Genomic DNA, 18,369 nt, shown 5'->3' with positions numbered 1-18,369 from the left:
ATATGGTAAAAATAGCACCTTCAATTTTAAGCGCTGATTTTTCAAAATTAGGAGAAGACGTTAAACGTGTTGATAAAGCGGGAGCAGATTATATTCACATTGATGTGATGGATGGTCAATTTGTTCCAAATATCACATTTGGTCCGGCACTCATTTCGTCTATTCGACCTGTCACTGATTTAGTGTTTGATGTGCATTTGATGATGGTTGAGCCAGAGCGTTTTATTGAAGAATTCGCTGAGGCTGGATCTGATATTATTACCGTTCATGCTGAAAGCACGAAGCATTTACATCGTGTGATTCAACAAATTAAAGCAAGTGGCGTGAAAGCAGGCGTAGTCATTAATCCAGGAACACCTGTTGAGATGATAAAACCAGTATTATCTATGGTTGACTTAGTATTAGTGATGACTGTTAACCCAGGATTTGGCGGACAAAAATTTATTACTGAATGTTTAGATAAAGTGACTGAGCTGGCGGAATTAAGAAAAGAGAAACAGTATATCTATGAAATTGAAGTAGACGGTGGTGTAGATGATGAAACAGCTAAAGAATGTGTCGCAGCTGGAGCAGATGTTTTAGTAGCAGGGTCATATGTTTATAAATACGATGATGTATCTACTCCAATCAATAAATTAAAAGAAGCCAAAAAGTAATGAGTCAGTCTATTATTGTGTTAGCAGGTGGGGATAACTCGTTATGGCCAGACAAAGAGGTATTTAATCAAGCAAGTCACATCATTGGTGTAGATCGAGGTTCTTTAGAAGGGTTACGTCAAGGGTTATCTATTGATGTTGCAGTGGGTGATTTTGATTCGTTGACAAAAGAGGAACTAGATTATGTGAAACAACAGGTTCCTCTTGTTAAACAATATCCAGCAGAAAAAGATGAGACGGATACCGAGATTGGGATTTCAGTAGCAAGTCAATTATCAGATGAAGCTAGTATTATTTTAGTTGGCGGAACAGGTGGGAGATTGGATCATTTTTTAGCTAATTTGTGGTTACCATTTCAAAGTCGATTTAACCATCTGACATCGCGCTTGATTATTAAAGACAATCAAAATACGATTGCTTATTTTCTTCCAGGTGACTATACGATTGAAAAAGAACCGGATAAAAAATATTTGGCTTTTGTTTGTTTAACCCCTATGACTCACTTGTCTTTACATGATACTAAATACCCTTTAGATGATATTGAAGTAGAAGTCCCAATATCTTATGCGAGTAATGAGTTTATAGGAGATACTGCCCACTTTTCTTTTTCGAGCGGTTTGATGTGCGTGATTCAATCGAAAGATAAATAAAAAAATCAACCTAGTCAATTTTGATTAGGTTGATTTTTTTATTTATCTATTTATTAAACGCGTTCAACTTTACCAGATTTCAAAGCACGAGCAGAAACCCAAACTTTTTTTGGTTTACCGTCAACTAAAATACGAACTTTTTGAAGATTAGCTCCCCAAGTACGTTTAGATGCGTTCATTGCGTGAGAACGGTTGTTACCAGTTCTTGCTTTACGACCAGTTATATAACATTGTTTTGCCATGATATTCCCTCCTTTGCTTTGCTGGCATTTTTACGATTCTATTAATCATACTAAAATAATTTATCATAAAAAGAAACAAAAAGCAATAAAAAATATGATAAAGTTACAATAAAAGCGATGTTATAAGCGCTTAAAGATAATTATTCTTTAATAAAAATCGTCTTTATGATAAACTAAAGAATGATAATGGGTAATACTGACTTTGAGGAGGTAGTAAAATGGCTGTAAAAATTAAAACGCAAGCTGGAACCATTGAAATTTCAAACGATGTTATAGCAACAGTTGTCGGTGGTGCTGCCACAGATATTTATGGAATTGTTGGTATGGCAAGCAAAAATCAAATTAAAGACAATTTAAATGATATTTTAGGTAAAGAAAACTATTCTCGAGGAGTAGTTGTGCGCCAAGAAGAAAATGGTGTTGCTGTGGATGTGTACATCATGGTAAGTTATGGAACAAAAATTTCTGAAGTAAGTCGTAATGTACAAGAAAAAGTCAAATACAATCTTGAAACAATGCTTGGCGTTGTTGCAAACTCAGTGAATGTTTTTATCCAAGGTGTGCGTGTGCAACCTGAATAAAATCATGTAGATTAATGTGTTAAACATACGAGGAGGAACATTTTAGTGGAACTAAAAGCAATCAACGGAGGGCAATTTCAAGCAATGGTACAAGTCGGCGCCAATAGACTGAACCAAAACGCAGAATTTGTCAATTCTTTAAATGTTTTCCCTGTACCAGATGGTGATACGGGAACAAATATGGATTTATCAATGACTAGTGGGGCTAAAGCTGTTAGAGAAGCAACTAGTGAACATGTTGGTGAGTTGGCAGCTATTTTGTCGAAAGGTCTTTTAATGGGCGCACGTGGTAACTCTGGCGTTATCTTGTCACAATTATTTAGAGGATTCTCAAAAAAAATTGAAGACAAAGAAGTCTTAAATGCGCAAGATTTAGCGGACGCTTTTAAAAATGGTGTTGAAGTAGCATATAAAGCGGTTATGAAGCCAGTTGAAGGAACTATTTTAACCGTTTCTCGTGGAGCAGCGATTGCCGCTGAGAAAAAAGCTAAAGAAACAGACGATGCGCTAAAAGTAATGGAAGCAGCTCTTAAAGGTGCTAAAAAAGCATTAGCAAAAACGCCTGACATGTTACCAGTCTTAAAAGAAGTCGGTGTTGTGGATAGTGGTGGACAAGGTCTTGTGTTTATTTATGAAGGATTTGTTGAATCATTATCTGGAAAAGTTGTTGAGAGTGATATTTACCAACCTTCTCCAGCTCAAATGGAAGAAATGGTGAATGCTGAACATCATCGTAGTGTACAAAGCCATATGTCAACAGAAGACATTAAATTTGGTTACTGTACAGAAATTATGGTAAAAATTGGTGAAGGTCCAACTGTTGACGATACATTTGACTATGATACATTTAGAAATTACTTAAATGAAATTGGTGATTCATTATTAGTTGTAGCGGATGATGAAATTATTAAAGTCCATGTCCATACAGAACACCCAGGTGAAGTCATGAATTATGGTCAAAAATTTGGTTCATTGATTAAAATCAAAGTAGACAATATGCGTTTGCAACATGAATCGTTACTTGATACACCAAGTGCATCTGTTGTTGAAGCACCAAAAGAAAAAGTGCCATATGGTATTATTTCGATTGCAGCAGGTAAAGGGGTTCAAGAATTGTTTAGTAGTATGGGAGTTAACCATGTAATTAGTGGTGGACAAACAATGAATCCAAGTACTGAAGATATTATGCTAGCTATTCAAGCAGTAAATGCTGAAAATGTGATTATTTTACCTAATAATAAAAATATTTTCATGGCAGCTGATCAAGCAGCAGAAGTCAGTGATGTTCCAACCATTGTGATTCCATCAAAGACAATTTCTCAAGGAATGACAGCATTACTTGGCTTTAATGATCAAGTATCTTTAGAAGAAAACCAAAAAAATATGTTAGATATGCTTGAAGGGGTAACAAGTGGTCAAGTAACGACAGCTGTTCGTGACACAAGTATTGATGGCGTGGAAATTAAAAAAGACGACAACTTAGGAATGGTTGAAGGCAAAATTGTGGTATCAACCCCAAGTCGTTTTGATGCAAGTTTAGAAACACTAAAACAAATGATGACTGAAGAGACTGAAATTGTGACAATCTTGATTGGTGAAGATGGAACAAGTGAAGAAGCATCATTATTAGAAGAAGCATTGCTTGAAATGGATGAAGATTTAGAAGTTGAGATTCATCAAGGAGATCAACCTGTTTATCCATATTTATTTGCAGCTGAATAAGATAGAAAAAGTCAAACCATGGTTTGGCTTTTTTTAACAGTTAAAAAGGAGGAGTCAAAGTGAAACAGTTAAGTGATAGTGTGGCGACACTTAGTGGCGTCGGGCCAAAACGTGTGGAGACACTCAAAACATTACGCATCGAAACAATCAATGATTTGCTGACGCATTATCCGTTTCGCTATGATGATATCCAAGAAAAAAAGTTAGAAGAAATTAGTGATCAGGAAAAAGTGGTTTTAAAAGGGATTGCTATATCTGATGCCGTAGTGAATTATTATGGGTTTAAAAAAAGTCGTTTGGTGTTCCGAATGATGGTTGACCAGGCTGTTATTACGGTCACGTTTTTCAATCAACCATTTTTAAAAAATAAAATTCATTCATCTGAAGAAGTAGCGATTTTTGGTAAATGGGATGCCAAAAGAAAATCACTAACAGGACTCAAAATTATGGCGACTCAACAACAAGAAGAAGAGTTTGCGCCAATCTATAGTGTGAACAAACATATTAAGCAACAAACTCTAGTTCAATTGATAAAACAGGGGTTTGAAGGATATGGCGAGTTAGTTGAGGAAAATTTACCTGATTATTTATTAGAAAAATATAAACTCATGCCCAAAAAACAAGCCGTAAAAGCCATGCATTTTCCAGAATCAATCGAAGAAAATCGTTTAGCAAGACGGCGCTTGGCTTTTGAAGAATTTTTCTTATTTCAATTAAAGATGATTCAACTAAAAGAAGAAGAAACAGCTAAAGAACATGGAAATCCTATTTTATATAATGTGGAAGAATTAAAAAAATTTATTAAAACGTTACCGTTTGAATTAACCAATGCTCAAAAACGAGTGGCAAACGAAATTTGTGCTGATATGAGAAGTCCTTATCACATGCATCGTTTGCTTCAAGGAGATGTTGGTAGTGGGAAAACAATGGTGGCAGCATTAGCGTTGTTTGCAGCTTATAGTGCGTCTTATCAAGGAGCGTTAATGGTACCAACCGAAATATTGGCAGAACAGCACATGGAAAGTCTAAGCGAGCTATTTGAAAACACCCCTGTTAAGGTAGCTTTACTGACTGGCTCGACCAAAACAAAAGTACGTCGCCAAATTTTAGCTGAACTTGTCTCAGGTGAGATTGACATTTTAGTTGGAACACATGCATTGATTCAAGAAGAAGTCCAATTTTCTAACTTGGGGGTTGTCATTACAGATGAGCAACATCGTTTTGGTGTGAATCAACGAAAAATATTACGAGAAAAAGGTAATCATCCAGATGTGTTGTTTATGACAGCCACTCCAATCCCTAGAACGTTGGCTATCACGGCTTATGGTGAAATGGATGTCTCGATTATTGATGAATTGCCAGCAGGAAGAAAACCAATCGAAACACGGTGGGCATTGCCGAAACAATTGGATAGTATTTTAGAGACTATGCGAGGGTTATTGAATCAAGGACAACAAGCTTATGTGATTTGTCCTTTAATTGAAGAATCAGAGATGTTAGATGTGAAGAATGCGACCGAAATTTACGAACACTTATCAGCCTTTTTTGCTCCTACTTACAATGTTGATTTATTACATGGCAAGATGAAAGCTGACGAGAAAGACACAATTATGCAGAGATTTAAAGAAAATGAGACACAAGTATTAGTCTCAACAACTGTTATTGAAGTAGGAGTGAATGTCCCAAATGCCACGATGATGGTCATTATTGATGCTGATCGGTTTGGTTTAGCCCAACTTCACCAGTTACGCGGACGTGTTGGACGTGGAGAGAAGGCTTCTTATTGTGTGTTGATAGCTAATCCAAAGAGTGAACAAGGAAAAGAACGGATGAAGATTATGACTGAAACAACAGATGGGTTTGTTTTAAGTCAAAAAGATTTAGAAATGCGAGGTCCTGGAGACTTTTTTGGTGCGAAGCAATCAGGTTTACCAGAGTTTAAAGTTGGTGATATGGTAGCTGATTTTATTATGTTAGAAACAGCAAGAGAAGAAGCTATCAATCTTTGGAAACGTCCTGAGTGGATACACGATAAAAATTTTGAAGCATTAGCTAAGAGTATTGATAGTGCAACATATCAATTAAATCATTTAGATTAACGTGATATAATAAATGTAAATTGTAAAAAAAGTGAGGAAACCAATCATGAAAATAGCGGTAGATGCTATGGGTGGTGACAACGCACCAAAAGCAATTGTTGAAGGTGTGATGTTAGCCAAAGAAGATTTTCCAGATATTGAATTTTTATTATTTGGAAAAGAATCAGCGATTAAAGAATATGTAACAGACGATAAAAATATTACCATCATTCATACAGATGAAAAAATTGAAAGTGATGATGAGCCAGTAAAAGCTATTAGACGTAAAAAACAAGCCTCAATGGTTTTAGCGGCACAGGCTGTTAAAGAAAAACAAGCAGATGCTTTGTTTTCTGCTGGTAACACAGGCGCTCTTTTAGCTGCAGGATTATTTGTTGTAGGACGTATTAAACAAGTCGAACGACCAGGACTTATGACAACGATGCCAGTTTTTACAGGTGAAACAGGGGCAGGATTTGATTTTATTGACATGGGTGCTAATGCGGATAACAAACCAGAACATTTGTTAACGTATGGTATTTTAGCTTCTTATTATGCCAGTCAAGTTCGTGGCGTGAACAACCCTCGTGTCGGTCTTTTAAATAATGGAACGGAAGACACAAAAGGAAGCGAGTTAACTAAAAAAGCGTTTGAACTATTAAAAGAAGAGCCAAGTCTAAATTTTGTTGGGAACGTGGAATCCAGAGATTTATTTAATGGTGTAGCAGATGTGGTTGTAACAGATGGGTTTACTGGAAACGCCGTGTTAAAATCCATTGAAGGAACCGCACAAGCCATTATGGGAAATTTAAAATCATCTATCCTAGATAGTGGATTAAAAGGTAAAATGGGAGCATTGTTACTAAAAGATAGTTTAAAAGAGTTAAAACAAAAAATGGATTATTCAAATCATGGTGGCGCTGTGTTGTTTGGCGTAAAAGCGCCTGTTGTTAAAACACATGGCTCAACTGGACCAGATGCAGTGAGACACACAATCAGACAAATCCATACGATGCTTGAAAAAGATGTAGTGAATAATTTAGTTGCATACTTTGATGAACAACAAGCATAGACAAAAAAAGCATTTACAAGTAAAATACTAAGTAGAGTGAGTGGCTTAATAAAAGGAGGACGTTACATGTCTAGAGATGAAGTATTTGGTAAAATCAAAACAATTATTGTTGAGCACTTTGAAGTAGATGAAGATAAAGTTACTGAAACAACTAATATCAAAGAAGATCTAGAAGCAGATTCAATTAGCATTATGGAATTTGTTTTAGAGCTAGAAGATGTTTTTGATGCAGAAATTTCTGATGAAGATGCAGAAAAAATTGAAACAGTTGGTGCAGCAGTCGATTATATCGTAGCTAACCAATAAGAATTAGGGTATCACATAAAAGTGGTACTCTTTTTTATTACAAAAAAACTACCAGCCAATAGGACTGGTAGAAAAAAGGAGTTGTTTTATTTACTTTGGGGGAGTAAATAAAGTAAAAAATTGTAGGGTTGTTTGTTACTACATAAAGAATAATAACTCTTATTTATGAAATAAATAAGAATAGATGTGTGCAATTATTTGAAAAAATAGCGATTAATTATTGGCTAAATACGCTTCTTTTTTAAGACGAGTTAATTGTTTAAAGGCGTATTCTTTTTTCATGGCATCACTTTTTGTTTGAAAGACTTCATGATGAATCATTTTTGCTGGGCGACGTTTCTTGAGCCGGGTGTATTTTGCCCCTTTACCAGAATTATGTTCAGCTAAGCGCCTTGTAAGGTCTGTTGTATAACCAGCATAAAAAGTATTGTCAGCACATAGTAGTACGTAAAAATAATGATTGTTACTTTGTACCATGAAGCATCTCCTTAATTTCTGGTAAATACTGATTGTCCTCACCATAAACATATAGTGGTGGTAGGATTCTTAGTCCATCTGTTTTTCCGTCTTTGATTCCCTCGACAAGTAACGTATTAGCTTCTTTGTCTTTTTTGGGGTAGACAAATTGGATTCGTTTCGGTGCGATTCGATTGTTTTCCATGCTATGTAAAATATCAATCAATCGGTCAGGTCTGTGCACCATGGCAATTTTACCATTCATTTTTAACAATTTTGAAGCTTGTTGAAACACATCATCAATGCCTAAATGAATTTCATGGCGCGCAATGGCTAAATAAGGGTTAGGATTTTTTTTACTATTTGGTGCTTCTTTAAAATAGGGTGGGTTACACGTAATAAAATCAACGGAATCCGGTTTAATAAATTGAGTAATATCTTTAATATCAGCATGAATCATAGTCATTGAGTCGTTGAATTGATTTAATTCAATGCTTCTTTGTGCCATATTATATAGTTTTTCTTGTAGCTCAACGCCTGTGATGTTAGCTTGCGTTCTAGGGCGCATAAATAAGCCGATAGCGCCATTTCCAGCACAAAAGTCGACAATAGTCCCTCTTTTTGGAATAGAGGCAAAATGAGCCAATAAAACGGCATCTAGAGAAAATGAAAATACATCGGAACTTTGTATAATTTGTATATTCTGGGACAACAGTTGATCAATGCGTTCCCCTGGAAAGAGTTTCGTTGTCAATAAAGTCACATCCTTTGATATCATTTGTATATTATATCAAAATTACATTGAAATAAAATAAGAAAAACTTGCAAGTTTTGGTAGAATTCGGCATACTAATAGGGACTTTAATGTAAAGGATGAAAAAAATGTATCGAGTACTTTTAGCGGTTGTTCGATTTTTGACATTTGTGATTAATACAAATGCGAGATATGTTGGTAAAGATAATTTACCAAAAGATGAAAATTATGTTTTGGTTAGCCCGCACAGAACGTGGTTTGAACCACTGTATTTTGCAATGGGTGCTTGGCCGAAAAAATTTGCCTTTATGGCTAAAAAAGAATTGTTTAAAAATCCGATTTTGTCTTATATTTTGAAAAAATGTCATGCGTTCCCAGTTGATCGTGATAATCCTGGTCCGAGTGTGATTAAAACACCAGTTAAAGCGTTAAAAAACACTGATTTGAGTGTGATGGTCTTTCCTAGTGGTAGTCGCTACTCTGAAGAATTAAAGGGTGGTGCAGCATTGATTGCTAAAATGGGGAAAGTTAAAATCATCCCTGCGGTTTATCAAGGACCATTAACGTTAGGCGGTCTATTTACCAAACGTCGTGTGACGATTGCTTACGGGCAACCAATAGACATTTCTGATATAAAAAAAATGGACAAAGATGGCATTGCAGAAGTTGAACGACGTATGCAAGAATCATTTAATCAACTAGATTATCAAGTAAACCCTGAGTTTGTTTATGTGCCACCAGTTAAAAAAGAAAAAATCGACTCTTAGAAATGATTCTAAGGGTCTTTATTTTTTGCTAATTGCTAAATTAAGTTATATGAATAAAAAACCGAACCTTCATTCAAACTAAAGGCTGGAGTTCGGTTTTTTTAATGTCTATAACATAAATTTTTCTGGTTTTATGTTAATGGCATTTTCGATAAGTTTTCTTAAATCTTCTCTATCCATCAACGTCACGTGAGTTTTATCAGCCAACTCTTTTGCACTCTTGGTAAAAGTATTGTTTGTTACAACAATAGCATGCTGTAAGTTATAATACTGTTTTCCAGAAAAAACTTCTTGTACCGCTTTATTGCTAACAGAATTGACATAGCGTTTAGCTTGAATGGCATAGGTTTGTCCATTTTTTTTAGCGATAATATCAACCCCTTGGTCTCCACTTGCTTGTGTGACTTCTGTTTGATACCCATTGATTGTCAACAATTTAGCTAAATAGAGCTCAAATTGTCGACCAGTCATGTCATCAATTTTTCTTAATTCATCGTCAATAAGCAAATGCTGTATTTTTCGTTGCATACGCTGATATTGACGTAATTGTTTTTTGATTTTTTTAACATCTGTTTGATAAGCGGTTAATTTTTTGTACGTCATATCTAGTTGTTTTTGATTTAATTGGTCGTTTTTTACATGAGTATGTGACATTAAAGTCGTATCAATTTGCTTATTAAGATGGTGCAACTTCTTTTCTACACGTTGAAGTTCTTTTTTTCGTTTGGTGATATCAGTTTTTAACTGGTGATAATTTGCATCTTTTCTTGATAATCTGTCTTCTGTTTGATAAAGCCTTTTTTGTTGTCTCTTATTTTTTCTAGTTAGTATTCGTAATTCTCGTTTTAATTCGGTTAATTCTTTTTTTCGTTTGAAGTATCGTTTAAATTGACTAAAGAGAATGGTTAAAGCAATCATTGATAAAATAACGATGGCTGTTGTGATAAATTCTTTTGTAGATATACTAGCCATTAATAATAATAACGAAAAGAGATAGAGGAACACAAAGGCTATTTTTACAATAAGGTTCATAGTGTCTCCCACAGTGCTGTTTTTGTTCAAAAATATCTGTATTAATATATTAACAGACTTTAGAAGATAAGGCGAATCGTCTTGAAAAAGAAAAAACTCTCATCGATTAGGATGAGAGAAGGAAGGATTAAAAATGAAAAAAGTTATTTAGCGTTTTATTTCTTTTTGGGGGAAAAGAAATAAAAGTGGATGGTAGGATTCGAACCTACACCTCAATGGATAGAGAATGAACCGTTTGTTAAATCTCAATGAGTCAAAACACCTCGTTCACCCACAAATGATTAAGTTGTATTACTTAACTATGAGACTAGTTTAATTTGATAGTCTTAAATTTAGCTTAAAAAAGTTTGTAGAAAAAATGAAATGAAAGATTATCTTGTTAAAAATGTTTGGACATGCTCTTTTAGAAGAAAGCAGAATCAATTAAACAATCGCTTTAAAATTTGTTATAATGGAGAGAAGACCTTTTTGGAGGGATACGATGAAATTTTTACATACAGCAGATTGGCATATTGGTCGTAAATTAAACGGATTTAGTTTACTTGAAGAACAAAAAGATGTGTTTGAAAAAATGTTGACCATTGCCGTTACTCAACAAGTAGATGCGATTGTTGTGGCAGGTGATTTATATGATCGTTCGATGCCATCAGTTGAGTCAGTTGAATTATTAAACGCCATGATGATTGAAATGAATTTAGAGAAAAAATTTCCTGTATTAGCTATATCTGGCAACCATGATAGTGCAACGCGTTTATCCACTGGTTCTCCTTGGCTAGAGAAGGAACGATTTTATTTATACACACAGCTTGAACAAGTATTTTCACCAGTTGTTATTGGTGATACTCAATTTTTCTTATTGCCTTATATAGAACCTGTTCATGCAAGATTATACTTTAATGATGAAACGTTAGTTACCATCCCACTTGCGATGAAAAAAATTATAGAAGAAATTACCCCATTATTTTTACCTGATAAACATCATGTATTAGTCAGCCATTTTTTTGTGACAGGCGCTTTAAAAGGCGAATCAGAAACACCACTTGAAGTAGGTGGGTTATCTAGTGTGTCAACTGACATGTTTGAGGTGTTTGATTATGTGGCATTAGGTCATTTGCATTATAAAGATGCGATAAGTCAACATGAAAAAATAAAATACAGTGGTTCTTTATTGAAATATTCTTTATCAGAAAGAAATCAAGAAAAAGGTGTCAGGATAGTGACATTGGATGAAACTAGCGTGTCGAGTGAGTTTATACCAATCACCCCTTTAAGAGATGTCTCATTGTTGCGTGAAAAATTTACAACGTTAGTAGATTACGACTATTATCAAACCATTAATCGTGAAGACTACATAGCGATTGAATTGACGGATAAAACAAGTATCCCTAATGCTTTATCTGAATTAAGGCAAATTTATCCAAGGCTCATCAGTTTAGAGCGAATAGGTGAAGAAAAAGTTGTCTCAGATGAGCGATATGAAGCGATTGAAATAAAAAAAGTATCACCTAAAGAATTGATCGCTAATTACTTTGAAGATGTGACAGAAGAACCGTTAACTAAGCAGCAAAGTCGTTGGTTAGAAGAAGCCATGATTGAGGTAAGAAAAGAAAAATAGGAGGAAGACAATGAAACCTTTAACTTTAACACTTGAACATTTTGGTCCTTATGAAAATGAAACCATTGATTTTTCTTCTTTTTATGCCCAATCATTGTTTTTGATTTCCGGGAAAACAGGGTCTGGAAAAACAACCCTTTTTGATGCGATGAGTTATGCTCTTTATGGCAGTACATCTGGAGAATCACGCGAAGCTAAAGAGATGCGGTCAAATTTTTCAACCATTGATGATACAACACGTGTGACGTTTGCTTTTGAACATGATAAAAAAACCTATCATATTGTACGTGAACCAGAACAATTACGTCGCCGGTTACGTGGTGATGGAGAAAAATTAGAAAAAGCCAAATCTGTTTTAACGATATACAACGAAGAAGGAAAAGAAGAAGCACAGTACACCAAACAGATGGATGTCAACATGCGTATTCAGGATTTGTTACAGTTGAGTGCCAAACAATTTTCTCAAATCGTGATGCTACCACAAGGTGATTTTCAACGATTCTTACAATCGGATAGTGACAATAAAGAAGCAGTGTTGCGTCAATTATTTGATACCTCAATGTATCAAGATATTGCAAGAAGCTTAAAAGATAAGAAAAAAGAACAATCCAATCAACTAAAAAAGGAACAACAAAAGCTTTCAACCTTATTTGAGCAAATCAATTGGGATGAAGCATATATAGAAAAATCAACCGATGAGTTAACCATTGATGAAAAATTAGACTTGTATGAGGAACAAAAAGAAAGCAAAGAGCGTCACATTGCTCGTTTAGATGAAACAGTTAACACAACAAAAAAACAACGAGACAATCAGTTATCTGTATTAGAAAAAGCACGGGCACTTGCACAATGCTTTGAGGAAAAAGAAGAAACAACAAAAAAACTCGAAGTAAAATTACTTGAAGAAGAGAATATTCATCTACTAAAAGAAAAAATGAATGATTTTATTCAAGTAGAACCTCTTGAAAAAATAGTAGATGAGATATTGAAAGTCCAACAAACTATCCAAAAACTAAACGAAGAACAAGAGCAAGTCAGTCATTTATTAGAAAAAGTGACACAACAGCTGGTTGAGTTAACGGCTCGAAAACAAGCACTAGAAAAACAACAGCCTGTGATGAAAGAATACGAAAAGCGATTAGTCAAATTAGAAGAGCTCGTGCCACTTTTTGAAGAAGAAAAAAATATTAAAGTAACTCTTACAACACTTCAAAAGACAGAAGAAACACAGTCAAACCAAAAAGAGATATTAGAACAGAGCCTTAATGCTAAACAATTTCAATACACGCAATTGCAAGAATCCATAGCAACTATTCCAACTCGTTATAAAGAGCAAGCAGAGTTAAAAGAAAGATTGTCTAGGGAAGAAAAGTTGTTATCTAAGGTTGAGGCCTATCAACTACTTGAGCAACAAAATGCAACTCTTTCAAGTGAGTTAATCGTGTTAAATCATACACAAAAACAGTTGGATGAAGAATTAGCCCAAATTAAACTCACGTTATCTGATAAAAAAGATCAGTGGGCACGAGGACAAATTGCTCGTTTAAGTTTGGACTTAAAAGAAGGCATGCCATGTCCTGTGTGTGGTTCAATAGAGCATCCTACACCTGCTCATGTGACACAACTGTCGAAAGAAGAATTTAATGATTTAGAAGAGTTAATTGCTCATTTAGAACAGCGACAAGAAGAAGCTGTTCAACAATTGAGCAATATCAATGCCCAAATAACTAGTTCGCAAGAAAAACTGTCAAATGATGAGAAAGAGTTAAACGAGATGAGGAAAACCATATCAGCTGAATTAATGGATAAAGAATCATCCAGTTGGCTTGATGATATCACACAACAAGTTGGGAAAACAACAGAGCAGTTAGATAGATTAAAAGAGCAACTTGTAAATTTGGAGCAACAAGAACAAGAGATAATGACTATAAAAGAATCATCAAAAGAGATAGAACAACAACTTGCTACTGTCACAAAAGAATGGCAACAAACACAAGAAGAAAAACGTCTTCAACAACATAGCTATGAACAATTAAAGAAACGTTTAGGAGAAGAGTTTTCTTCCTTAGATGCCGTGATAAACGAACAAAAAGAATTACAGCATCAGTTAGAAAACTGGAATCAATCTTCTCGTCAGTGCGAAAAAGCTGTTTCTGATGCGACGAATGAACGTACTAAAACTCAAACAAGGTTAGAAGAAATTGAAAAAAATAATCAAATTCAAGAAAAAGAATTAGGTACATTGAAGTCAAGAAAAATAGAGTATCTATCCAACTATCAATGGGATGAAGATAAGTTGCAGGCTATTTTGACAGACAAAACACATAAAGCAAGTTACGAAAAAACAATCAATCAATATGAGAAAGAAGTCTTTTCATTAAGAGAATCTTTAGTAACATTAGAAGAAAAAACAAAAGGGACAGAAAAACCTAATGTTTTAGATATGGAAGAAAGCTACCAAGAAATTTCTCAAATATATGACGAACTAGTGGATAAAAAACGTCAAGAGGAAATACAACTTGAAAACAATAATAAAACAATCGCTACAATTCAACGATTAATGAAAAATATTAAAGAAGAGATGCAATCTTTACATGAGTTGAGCGTATTATCTGATGTATTAAATGGTGATAGTGACCATAAATTAAGTATCGAACGATATGTGTTACAAAGTTATTTACGCAAAATTTTAAACGTGGCAAATCATACATTGAAACGATTGACTCGAGGTCGTTATACATTTGCCTTAAGAGATGCCAAACAATCTTCTAAGAAAAAAACAGGACTAGAGATAGATATCTTTGATGATAACGTTGGTCGTTTAAGAGGAGTAAATACTTTATCAGGGGGCGAAAGTTTTATTGCTTCCTTAACTTTGGCACTAGCATTAGCTGAAGTGATTCAAAGCGAATCAGGAGGCGTTAAAATAGATGCGATGTTTATTGATGAAGGATTTGGTTCGTTGGATGAAGAAGCGTTAGAAACAGCCATCAGAGCATTAGAAACCATGGGTGGAAGTGACCGATTAATCGGCATCATCTCGCATGTTAATGAGTTAAAAGAAAGAATTCCACAACAATTAAAAATATCGGTGTCTAAAGACAACAGAAGTCACGCGACACCACAGCTAGAATTCACGTAAGGAGTGATAAAATGAAGTGGTCCATACCGGAAAAAGTTATAGAAGAAGGACGAGAGTGTGCCAAAGAGGGGCGGGTTGTCTCTTGGTCTAAAAATCTAGAAAGACGTGTATGGTACGCTGAAGTCATCGGAAGTGACATGCTTTATGTTGAACTAGACGGAACAGCTAAAGAAGATGATGTATGCCAGTGTATGTATTGGGAACAACACGGTTATTGTAAGCATACTGTTGCAGTAGAACTTGCAATGCGTGAAAAAGGGGTATCACGATTTATTCCTCGTACGGAAATAAAAGAAGCAGAAGCACCAAAAGTTATTTCTCCAGCTGTCGTGTTTACTAAAGGCTTTGAGCGATTACAAGATGCTGAATTGAGAAAATTAATTCGACAAACAGATGACTTATTTTTAACGTATGGTGTTGATATTGTCCCAACGTCAGACTATCATGAAGAACAATCTGTTTTGGGACTACATTTACGTATTGGTAGACGAGATACACCGAAAAAAACATATATTGTAAAAAATATGGATGAATTTTTAGAGGCTTATAAGCAGGATAAGGAAATTCGGATTAGTACAATTAATTGGAAAGTTGGTCCTAGTGCGTTTAATTCTGAAAACAATGCGTTAATTCGTTTGATGTTAATGATGAAGGATCAACAAACTTTGGTTGTCAATAGTCGCTCGCAAGCTAAATCAGTAATTGACCGTCGATATTTAATTTTAAATAAACAAGTAGCCCGTCAATTATTCGATGAGTTTAAACATGATAAATCATTTATGATTAAAGGATTAGGCTCTCAAATAAAACGAGCGGTCATTCATCAAGGAAAAATTCCGTTGACAGTGACACTCTCACCAGTTGGATTATCTGACTATGAACTAACGATTATTGATCCATTCATCGTGTTTTTAGAGGAATATCAATGGCTTGTTGGAACAGATGGTTTTTACGAATTAACTGAGGAACAAGCAGCAAGTTATCAAGTGTTAACTCAAATGTTAAAGAGATTGGATAAACCCACGATTTATTACACAAAAGACCAAGTGAATTCATTATTTTCATATGTGTTACCACAATTAGCTCTATTATGTGACTTTGATTTACCAGAGTCATTGGATGATGAGGTGTTGCGTTATCCCCTTGATATTAAATTATATTTTCATAAAGAAGACGACTCATTAGTTGTGCGTGTTGATTTTTGTTATGGTGAGTATATTTTTTCAAATGTACCAAATTACAGTACCTCAATTGGAGAAGAGGGGGCTGTCTTACGTGATAAAGTTCAAGAAGAACGGTTAATCACATTGCTCCGTCATTATGGATATGGTACATATGCCCAACGATACAGTAAAAAATTTCCAAATGATTTGGAGCGTTTTTACTTTTTCACTAGAGAAATTCCTACCCTTAAAAAATATACTGAAGTCCATCTATCTGAAGAGGTACAATCACTCTACTTGGCAGCTGATGAGCATCAACCCAAAGCACGTATTATTGAAAATGGGTCATGGTTTGACATTCAATTTGATATTTCATCAGTTGATGAAACTGAAGTTAATGATGTATTAAGTAGTTTAATGCAAAATAAAGAGTACCATCAGTTGCGAAATGGACAAGTTCTAATGCTTGATGACGAAGCATATAAGGAAACCAATCAGATGCTTCGCTTGTTACGTGAAGATATTAGATTAGATGGTAATCGTCTAGAAGTTCCGACTTATCGTAGTTTGGTCTTGAGTGAAGCCATGACACAGCTAACAGATGTAGAGACGAGTGATTATTTTGAAACAATGGTAGATGAGTTAACACATCCTGAAACGGCTGATATCGCATTACCAGCACAATTAAATGCTACTTTGCGTGACTATCAAATCACGGGATTTAAATGGTTTAAAACGTTAAGTAAGTATCATTTTGGTGGGATATTAGCCGATGACATGGGGTTAGGAAAAACGATTCAGACAATCGCTTATTTATTATCTGAAAAAGAAGAAGGCGAACTAACGAAACCAAGTGTGATTGTGGCACCTGCGAGCTTACTTTATAATTGGCAACTTGAATTAGAAAAATTTGCGCCAAGCCTAAAATCTAAGTTGATTATCGGTGGGAAAGAAGAACGAAATGCTCAAATAGCATCACTAGATGACATAGATGTAGCCATTATTTCTTATTCGACATTGCGTCAAGATAGTGCAGAATTAAAAAAAATAGATTGTCATAGCGTGATTTTAGATGAAGCACAGATGGTGAAAAATTCGGCAACAAAAACGTTCCAATCGATTTCTGAGTTAAAATCAGATCGCGTATTTGCTTTAAGTGGGACGCCAATTGAAAATCGATTAGAGGAATTATGGTCATTATTTAAATTATTAATGCCTGGATTTTTCCCAGCGATACGAAGTTTTAAACAACTTGAAACAACTGAAATAGCGACCATGATAAAACCGTTTGTACTCCGTCGAGTGAAAAAAGACGTGCTACAAGATTTACCTGACAAAGTTGAAACAGATAGATATTCACAGTTAACAGATGAACAAAAAACAGTCTATGTGGCTTATTTAAAACAAATACAAGATTCGCTTTCAAAACTGAATGCTAAAGACTTTAACAAACAGCGTATGTCTATTTTAGCTGGCATCACACGTCTGCGTCAGATTTGTTGTCACCCAGGATTATTTATTGAGGATTACACAGGTGGCTCTGGAAAAATGGATCAAGCACTTGATTTGATTGAACAAGCTAAAAGCAATGGTCGACGCGTGTTATTATTTTCTCAATTTACTGGAATGTTAAGTATATTAGAAGATGAGTTAGCTAAAAGAGATGTTGGTACGTTTTACTTACGTGGCAGTACACCTGTTAAAGAGCGTCAAGAATTAGTTGAACGATTTAATCGTGGTGAAAAAGATGTTTTCTTGATTTCACTTAAAGCCGGTGGAACAGGATTAAACCTTACAGGAGCAGACACGGTCATTTTATATGATTTATGGTGGAACCCGGCAGTTGAGGAACAAGCAACAGGGCGAGCTCATCGTATTGGTCAAACAAGAAAAGTAGAAGTCTGGCGCTTGTTAGCTGAAGGCACGATTGAAGAGCGAATGAATCAACTTCAATTAGAGAAAAAAGCCTTGTTCCAAAAAGTCCTTCATTCAGAAGATGCACCAGAATTATCATCCATGACAATGGATGATATCAAACATATTTTAGCTATTGGTGATGAGGATTAGCATGAAAGGAAACTCTTTCATGTTTTTCTTTTTGTATGCTATAGTTGTTTTTACAGTATTTATTTA

At 34.9% G+C, this 18,369-nt stretch carries 15 protein-coding genes; 11 read left to right on the top strand and 4 right to left on the bottom strand.

Going from position 1 to position 18,369, the window contains the following annotated elements; all coding sequences use genetic code 11:
• Nucleotides 1-2 precede the first annotated feature (2 nt).
• Nucleotides 3-656 (top strand): ribulose-phosphate 3-epimerase, encoded by a 654-nt coding sequence (gene rpe, locus CBF36_RS06920; protein ID WP_125957724.1) that lies wholly within the window; start codon nucleotides 3-5, stop codon nucleotides 654-656.
• Nucleotides 656-1,306 carry a thiamine diphosphokinase gene (locus CBF36_RS06915; protein WP_125957723.1) on the top strand — a complete coding sequence of 217 codons (651 nt, stop codon included), beginning with the start codon at nucleotides 656-658 and terminating at the stop codon, nucleotides 1,304-1,306. The genes rpe and CBF36_RS06915 overlap by 1 nt, the downstream gene beginning before the upstream one ends.
• A gap of 53 nt (nucleotides 1,307-1,359) precedes the next feature.
• Here the strand turns inward: CBF36_RS06915 and rpmB are convergent, their stop codons facing one another.
• Nucleotides 1,360-1,548: a 50S ribosomal protein L28 gene (gene rpmB / locus CBF36_RS06910; protein WP_071456053.1), complete on the bottom strand. Its 189-nt coding sequence runs from the start codon at nucleotides 1,546-1,548 to the stop codon at nucleotides 1,360-1,362.
• A gap of 218 nt (nucleotides 1,549-1,766) precedes the next feature.
• Here rpmB and CBF36_RS06905 point away from each other — a divergent pair, with 218 nt between their 5' ends.
• The 5 genes from CBF36_RS06905 to acpP all read left to right on the top strand — a co-directional run bounded on the left by CBF36_RS06905 (nucleotide 1,767) and on the right by acpP (nucleotide 7,307).
• On the top strand, nucleotides 1,767-2,129 hold the full coding sequence (locus CBF36_RS06905; RefSeq protein ID WP_071456054.1) for an Asp23/Gls24 family envelope stress response protein: 363 nt from the start codon (nucleotides 1,767-1,769) through the stop codon (nucleotides 2,127-2,129).
• Nucleotides 2,130-2,174: 45 nt separating this feature from the next.
• Nucleotides 2,175-3,851, top strand: coding sequence for a DAK2 domain-containing protein (locus CBF36_RS06900; protein WP_416340693.1), 1,677 nt, complete (start codon nucleotides 2,175-2,177; stop codon nucleotides 3,849-3,851).
• Nucleotides 3,852-3,910: 59 nt separating this feature from the next.
• Complete coding sequence (recG, locus tag CBF36_RS06895) at nucleotides 3,911-5,950, top strand: ATP-dependent DNA helicase RecG (RefSeq protein ID WP_125957722.1); 2,040 nt, start codon at nucleotides 3,911-3,913, stop codon at nucleotides 5,948-5,950.
• A 46-nt stretch (nucleotides 5,951-5,996) separates the two neighbouring features.
• Entirely contained in the window at nucleotides 5,997-7,001 is a 1,005-nt protein-coding gene (plsX, locus tag CBF36_RS06890; protein ID WP_125957721.1) for a phosphate acyltransferase PlsX, read from the top strand.
• 66 nt (nucleotides 7,002-7,067) lie between these two features.
• A complete protein-coding gene (gene acpP / locus CBF36_RS06885; RefSeq protein ID WP_125957720.1) occupies nucleotides 7,068-7,307 on the top strand; it encodes an acyl carrier protein in 240 nt (79 codons plus the stop codon).
• 213 nt (nucleotides 7,308-7,520) lie between these two features.
• On the opposite strand, the gene CBF36_RS06880 is transcribed toward acpP, so the two are convergent.
• Both CBF36_RS06880 and CBF36_RS06875 read right to left on the bottom strand, forming a co-directional pair.
• Nucleotides 7,521-7,784, bottom strand: coding sequence for a GIY-YIG nuclease family protein (locus tag CBF36_RS06880; RefSeq protein ID WP_125957719.1), 264 nt, complete (start codon nucleotides 7,782-7,784; stop codon nucleotides 7,521-7,523).
• Complete coding sequence (locus CBF36_RS06875; RefSeq protein ID WP_243637990.1) at nucleotides 7,771-8,517, bottom strand: tRNA1(Val) (adenine(37)-N6)-methyltransferase; 747 nt, start codon at nucleotides 8,515-8,517, stop codon at nucleotides 7,771-7,773. Before CBF36_RS06875 ends, CBF36_RS06880 begins: the two co-directional genes overlap by 14 nt.
• A gap of 128 nt (nucleotides 8,518-8,645) precedes the next feature.
• On the opposite strand from CBF36_RS06875, the gene CBF36_RS06870 reads away from it, so the two are divergent.
• Entirely contained in the window at nucleotides 8,646-9,284 is a 639-nt protein-coding gene (locus CBF36_RS06870; protein ID WP_125957717.1) for a lysophospholipid acyltransferase family protein, read from the top strand.
• A 108-nt stretch (nucleotides 9,285-9,392) separates the two neighbouring features.
• Here CBF36_RS06870 and CBF36_RS12375 read toward each other — a convergent pair whose 3' ends face one another.
• Nucleotides 9,393-10,316 (bottom strand): restriction endonuclease, encoded by a 924-nt coding sequence (locus CBF36_RS12375; protein ID WP_207854478.1) that lies wholly within the window; start codon nucleotides 10,314-10,316, stop codon nucleotides 9,393-9,395.
• Nucleotides 10,317-10,797: 481 nt separating this feature from the next.
• Here CBF36_RS12375 and CBF36_RS06860 point away from each other — a divergent pair, with 481 nt between their 5' ends.
• Genes CBF36_RS06860 through CBF36_RS06850 form a run of 3 tightly spaced genes read left to right on the top strand, consistent with a single transcriptional unit; the run spans nucleotide 10,798 to nucleotide 18,303 of the window.
• A complete protein-coding gene (locus CBF36_RS06860) occupies nucleotides 10,798-11,931 on the top strand; it encodes an exonuclease SbcCD subunit D (RefSeq protein ID WP_125957716.1) in 1,134 nt (377 codons plus the stop codon).
• A gap of 10 nt (nucleotides 11,932-11,941) precedes the next feature.
• Complete coding sequence (locus tag CBF36_RS06855; RefSeq protein WP_125957715.1) at nucleotides 11,942-15,073, top strand: AAA family ATPase; 3,132 nt, start codon at nucleotides 11,942-11,944, stop codon at nucleotides 15,071-15,073.
• Between the two features lie 11 nt (nucleotides 15,074-15,084).
• Nucleotides 15,085-18,303, top strand: a complete 3,219-nt coding sequence (locus CBF36_RS06850) for a DEAD/DEAH box helicase (protein WP_125957714.1) — start codon at nucleotides 15,085-15,087, stop codon at nucleotides 18,301-18,303.
• Nucleotides 18,304-18,369 lie beyond the last annotated feature (66 nt).

The sequence above is a fragment of the Vagococcus bubulae genome (genome assembly GCF_003950315.1).
In the GTDB taxonomy this organism is placed as follows: domain Bacteria; phylum Bacillota; class Bacilli; order Lactobacillales; family Vagococcaceae; genus Vagococcus; species Vagococcus bubulae.
This window is presented reverse-complemented; position numbering and strand designations above follow the sequence as displayed.

Excerpts from the sequence above, each read along its gene's own strand:
- rpe (WP_125957724.1), top strand. The coding sequence starts at position 3 with ATGGTAAAAATAGCACCTTCAATTTTAAGCGCTGATTTTTCAAAATTA.
- CBF36_RS06915 (WP_125957723.1), top strand. The coding sequence starts at position 656 with ATGAGTCAGTCTATTATTGTGTTAGCAGGTGGGGATAACTCGTTATGG.
- rpmB (WP_071456053.1), bottom strand. The coding sequence starts at position 1,548 with ATGGCAAAACAATGTTATATAACTGGTCGTAAAGCAAGAACTGGTAAC.
- CBF36_RS06905 (WP_071456054.1), top strand. The coding sequence starts at position 1,767 with ATGGCTGTAAAAATTAAAACGCAAGCTGGAACCATTGAAATTTCAAAC.
- plsX (WP_125957721.1), top strand. The coding sequence starts at position 5,997 with ATGAAAATAGCGGTAGATGCTATGGGTGGTGACAACGCACCAAAAGCA.
- acpP (WP_125957720.1), top strand. The coding sequence starts at position 7,068 with ATGTCTAGAGATGAAGTATTTGGTAAAATCAAAACAATTATTGTTGAG.
- CBF36_RS06880 (WP_125957719.1), bottom strand. The coding sequence starts at position 7,784 with ATGGTACAAAGTAACAATCATTATTTTTACGTACTACTATGTGCTGAC.
- CBF36_RS06870 (WP_125957717.1), top strand. The coding sequence starts at position 8,646 with ATGTATCGAGTACTTTTAGCGGTTGTTCGATTTTTGACATTTGTGATT.
- CBF36_RS12375 (WP_207854478.1), bottom strand. The coding sequence starts at position 10,316 with ATGAACCTTATTGTAAAAATAGCCTTTGTGTTCCTCTATCTCTTTTCG.
- CBF36_RS06860 (WP_125957716.1), top strand. The coding sequence starts at position 10,798 with ATGAAATTTTTACATACAGCAGATTGGCATATTGGTCGTAAATTAAAC.
- CBF36_RS06855 (WP_125957715.1), top strand. The coding sequence starts at position 11,942 with ATGAAACCTTTAACTTTAACACTTGAACATTTTGGTCCTTATGAAAAT.
- CBF36_RS06850 (WP_125957714.1), top strand. The coding sequence starts at position 15,085 with ATGAAGTGGTCCATACCGGAAAAAGTTATAGAAGAAGGACGAGAGTGT.